Below are 4,942 nucleotides of genomic sequence, written 5' to 3' on the forward strand. Positions count from 1 at the left end.
CTTCCATACGTGTTTTCCAACGTTCATACTTGTCTTTTCGGTTCATGACAACACCCTTTTCTATTTGATAGAAAGAGTATCTCATAGCTTGGGTATTAGTAGAATGTGTGCGTTATTTGACGCTTACTTTGTTTCTTTCAGAAATAGTTTATTCAACAAAGACATTTAATTCAACAGGATTCACTAATGACAAATATACGTTTTATGTTGGTGACCGTGTAATTCAATTAAAAAACAACAGAGAAAAAAATTTGTTGAACGGTGATTTAGGAATAGTTGTTGGTGTATCACCTGCGGTTAAAACTATGAAAATCGATAAGGACACAGGAATTGAAGAACTAATTGAAGTACCAGAAAAGTTAATTATATCCTTTAATGAAAATGAGGTCGTTTATTTTAGAGAAGAGATAGACGAGCTTGCATTAGCATACTGTTTTTCAATCCACAAAGCTCAAGGTTCCGAGTTTCCTCATGTACTACTGCCAATATCAAGTGCCCATAAGCACATGATAAATCGCAATTTACTTTACACAGCCATCACACGAGCAAAGAAGGAAGTAATAATTATTGGGGAACTGGATGTTTTTTTAAATGGGCTTAAAGAGAAACCACGACCACGTTTTACTTTTTTAAAAGAATTACTACAAAGCGAATCAAAACCCTTCGTTCTATAAGATGCTTTTAAACCCCTTGATTGGTTGATATTGGACAAAGTATCTGTAATTATATGAAAACGCCATGGTTGCATATTCCAAGCACTAGGTGTTAAGCGAACAAGTCCTAGTATGTTTTCAATTTCCTCATTTGAAATAGTCTTTTTAAGAAATTTTCTGATGCTACGGCGAGATTCAATTGCTTCTTTTATCGTAAGAACGTCTTTTTCAGATAGTTTAGTTAACATAATAATCCTCCTCGAAACTTAGTATTATGGTTGAGTTTTCCTCTAGGCTTTGATTGACATTGACTGTGCTACCTTTTCCAACTCACTATTTCTTTCTTTTTTCTGTCCGAAGTAATTTACCCCGAAAATTCCTAAAATGATTAGAACGGCTCCGGTAATATGATAATAAAAGAAAGATTCACCTAAAAATATAATTCCTGTCCCAATGGTTATTACTGTTGTTAAATTACCAAATACACTCATTTGAAAAGCTGGTAAAATGGATAAGGAATACGTAGAAAGATAGGATGTTACTAAAGTAGACAAAACTCCTAAATATAAAAGGGCAAAAATATAATTTAAATGCCCAAATGGACTAATAAATTCACTGAAAGTCCCATTTATTAAATGATTGGTTAGTGAAAATCCATTAAATATGATAAAACCACAAAATGTAAGATAAAAGGTGATCGTTAACAGTGAATAGTCTTGTGTTAACTTTCTGGCTAATACTTGATATAGAGATTGTGAAATTGTTGAAAACAAAATTAATCCCATTCCCAATAGCATCATAGCCTTACCATCAATACCATTCATAAACACCATATACATGACTCCCAATACAGAAAAAGTAATAGCAACTTTTTGGCCAATTGTAGACGTTTCTTTTAATAGTACACTTGAAAATATTAACGTAAAAATTGGCACTGTGGCCTGAACTATTCCAGCTTCAGAGGAAGTAGTGTAAACAAGACCAAAAACCTGAAATCCAAAAAACAATAATGGATAGGAGATGGCAAGAAATGCCATTCGTAATATATTCCTTTTTGAGAACTTTATAGATTCTTTTTTTATTAAGAAAACTAAGGTAACTGCAATAAATGCAACAGTAAAACGGTGAGCTAGTGCATCAAGTGGAGATGCAAAAAGTAAAGAAATTTTGACAAACATGAACGATAGTCCGATAATAATTGCAACGAGTGTTGCGGCACTGTATGCTTTCCTTTTTCCTAGCAACTTACCTATCTCCTTTACACTTTATCCGGCCGGTCTTGTTATCATAAAGGATACTTAAAAATTAAACGATATAAAAAAAATGCATCTGTATCGGTACAGATATGATGGGAGGTTGCAGCATGTTAAAGTACGAATCAATTTTCAATGAACTGCTTCGCCAAATACAATCTGGTGAAATTCCAGCTGGTACTAAGTTGCCATCTATTCGAAAATTAAAGCAATATTACTCCTGCAGTATAAGTAGCATCCAAACTGCTTTAAAGATGCTTGAAGAACAACACCTCATTTATTCCATACCTAAAAGTGGTTATTATGTAATTGATCATCAAACTGCACATAAGCCTGTAAAGGATGAATTTATTGACTTTGCAACAGCATCACCAACTTGGCATAATTTCCCCTACAAGGATTTTCAGCATTGCATTAACAAGGCTATAGATACCTATCAGGAAGATTTATTTCAATATGGAACACCAAATGGACTGCCCTCTTTAATTATCGAGGCTAGAAAATTACTTGAAACATATCAAGTATTTGCGAATACCTCTAATATTTATATAACTTCTGGTGTTCAGAGGGCTTTATCTATCCTAAGTATGATGCCCTTCCCGAATAATCGAACGGACATTCTTGTTGAACAACCTAGTTATCATTTATACCTTGAATATTTACAAACGAATCAAATAAAAACTGTTGGCATTAGACGAACTGTTGAGGGGATTGATTTAGAAGAATTAGAGGGTATATTTCGAGAAGGCAATATTAAGTTTTTTTATTGTATGCCAAGATTTCATAACCCTTTAGGCACTTCCTTCAATAAAAAGGAAAAGGAAGGAATTCTTAAGTTGGCTACTAAATATGATGTGTATATTGTGGAGGATGATTATATAGCGGATTTCGAACAAGACGCAAAAAATGATCCACTGTTCTCATTGGATGTAAGTGATCGTGTTATCTATTTGAAAAGTTTTTCTAAAATTATGTTTCCGGGTTTACGCATTGGATTTATTGTCCTCCCTACCATATTAAAAAATACTTTTCAGAAGTATAAACGGATTAATGATATTGATAGTTCGGTGATCTCTCAAGCTGCTTTAGAACTGTATTTAAAGAGTGGAATGTTCATGGCATATCAGGATCAAGTAAGCAAGGCATATACAGATCGAGCAGAAATTCTTCAAAAGTCTTTAAAAAAATACTTACCCATGTACAAAATTCCATACGAAATGGTGATGCACACTCATATCACTATGGAAAAAAAGATAGATATAAACTCACTTATCCATCATTTAAAGGAGCGAAATGTTTTACTCGATTCCATTAACCAAAACTATTTAAATGGATTTTACCGGGAAAGAATCTTGAAGATTAATGTATCTAATATTGAAGAACACAAAATCGTTGAGGGAATTAAAGAAATCGCAAATGAATTGAACAAGAATGAACATATCTACTTTTAATAATATTTCTTTTAAGTTCTTCTTAATTTACTTTGCTTCTTAGCCCATGGGGGAGAGTATATGACAAATGCCGAACGCCTGGGCAAAGTATTTGATCAATGATTAAGTACTTTTTTTCTTATTTTCTAAGTGAAGGAAGGTTTGGTAAAGACAATGAAAATAGGATTTGTTTTATTTGACGGTATGACAAGTATGGATTTTGCTAGATTTTATGAAGCAATTACATGGCTGGCAATCCTGAAGGCAAAAGAGAATGTAACGTGGGCCTTTTGTGCCGATAAGCTGGAAGTAACGGATGACCGGGGGCTAAAAATGAAAGCAAATGAAGTACTTCCTGATTTAGGAAGATTTGACCTAGTATTTCTTCCAGGAGGTATATCGACAAGAAAACTTCGGTATGATGAGAACTTCATGGGATGGATTCAAACCGCAGATACCGCTTTCTATAAGGTTTCCGTTTGTACAGGAGCTTTGTTGTTAGGGGAAGCCGGATTTTTAAATGGTAAAAAGGCGACCACTAACTCGTCAGCTTACGAATTATTGACACCCTATTGTGCGGAAGTTATTAAGGCACGTGTTGTAAGAGATGGAAATATTATTACTGCAGGAGGTGTCACCTCATCAATTGACTTAGGTCTGTACATGGTCGAAATGTTAACAAATAGTGAGATAGCCCTTCAAGTACAGAGAAAGATGGAGTATCCCTATTATCAAGTTGGTAATTTGAGCGACACCTATATGTGAATGAGCTAAGATAACGTGGGTGCCATATTTTAATAAGGGCGTGTGGCTATTTTTCTTGAATTGAGGGCATTTTTAATTTTTATAGGAGAGTGGATAAATGGCTATCAAACAATGCTGACACAAACTAAGGAGTTGACTATTGTGAAATAACCTTTTAAGCATTATATGAATATTATTAAAGGAGTCGTTGGAACAAGCCGCCCTTTTGAGGGTTATTAGGTAAAGCTTCCATTTGATGTTGAAAGGTAATAATCATTCTATTGGAAACCTTGATCGACTATATGATTTTTCAAGGTTTCTATTAGTATGCTCCGTGTGGATAATAGAGTTAGGCGTCGGATGTCTGCTACAGGTTGGTTAGTAGAAGATCATAGCTTTAGGATTTTACTTAGCAATTAGAAGTCAGTGTTATAGGTTTTGCTAATAGTCTGAATTTGTATTTTCTAGGACTTTTGTCTTTTCTCAAAATGGAGACTTACACCTATATAATCTAAATTATAACATGGATTATAATGGTAATTGAGTGGCAGATAAGAAGTATATGGTAGAAAGAAGTTATGATTCTGTCATAAATGTAGATACAGGCCTCAAATATGGAAGTTATTTCTTCTTAAGTCACATCCGATTAAGAGAAGTATGGAAGTCTAGTAAATTGGTTGTTTCGTTTTCCATGTGGGCGGTATCTTTTCTTTGTTTGGGAGGTGGACAGTGGCAAATTTAAAAGTGAACCTTTCAGAAGTGCAAAGCTTTGTGGAAGAACAAAAAAAGGAGATGAACGCTCTTCGTTTAGGATTAAGCGAGGTCGAGTCGAATATTAATCAAATTATCGAGATGGAGACGT

4 protein-coding genes and 1 pseudogene are annotated in these 4,942 nt (G+C 34.2%); 3 read left to right on the forward strand and 2 right to left on the reverse strand.

Features of this window, described 5'->3' with window-relative positions; translation table 11 throughout:
• Positions 1–107 precede the first annotated feature (107 nt).
• Positions 108–674 carry an ATP-dependent DNA helicase gene (locus MW695_RS21965; protein ID WP_247107601.1) on the forward strand — a complete coding sequence of 189 codons (567 nt, stop codon included), beginning with the start codon at positions 108–110 and terminating at the stop codon, positions 672–674.
• Between the two features lie 53 nt (positions 675–727).
• Here MW695_RS21965 and MW695_RS23120 read toward each other — a convergent pair.
• Positions 728–901 (reverse strand): annotated as a pseudogene (locus MW695_RS23120) (nitroreductase family protein); the annotation flags it as partial.
• Positions 902–943: 42 nt separating this feature from the next.
• The gene (locus MW695_RS21970; protein ID WP_247107602.1) at positions 944–1,897 is read right to left on the reverse strand and encodes a DMT family transporter; all 954 of its coding nucleotides are present in this window, start codon (positions 1,895–1,897) and stop codon (positions 944–946) included.
• 119 nt (positions 1,898–2,016) lie between these two features.
• Between MW695_RS21970 and MW695_RS21975 the strand changes: the two genes are divergently transcribed.
• Both MW695_RS21975 and MW695_RS21980 read left to right on the forward strand, forming a co-directional pair.
• On the forward strand, positions 2,017–3,357 hold the full coding sequence (locus MW695_RS21975) for an aminotransferase-like domain-containing protein (RefSeq protein WP_247107603.1): 1,341 nt from the start codon (positions 2,017–2,019) through the stop codon (positions 3,355–3,357).
• A 153-nt stretch (positions 3,358–3,510) separates the two neighbouring features.
• A complete protein-coding gene (locus tag MW695_RS21980) occupies positions 3,511–4,101 on the forward strand; it encodes a DJ-1/PfpI family protein (protein WP_247107604.1) in 591 nt (196 codons plus the stop codon).
• Positions 4,102–4,942: the final 841 nt, after the last annotated feature.

Origin of the sequence: Halalkalibacter sp. APA_J-10(15) (genome assembly GCF_023017105.1) — a bacterium.
Taxonomy (GTDB): Bacteria; Bacillota; Bacilli; order Bacillales; family Bacillaceae_D; genus Halalkalibacter.

Coding starts and splice junctions, on each gene's coding strand:
- MW695_RS21975 (WP_247107603.1), top strand. CDS start 2,017: ATGTTAAAGTACGAATCAATTTTCAATGAACTGCTTCGCCAAATACAA.
- MW695_RS21980 (WP_247107604.1), top strand. CDS start 3,511: ATGAAAATAGGATTTGTTTTATTTGACGGTATGACAAGTATGGATTTT.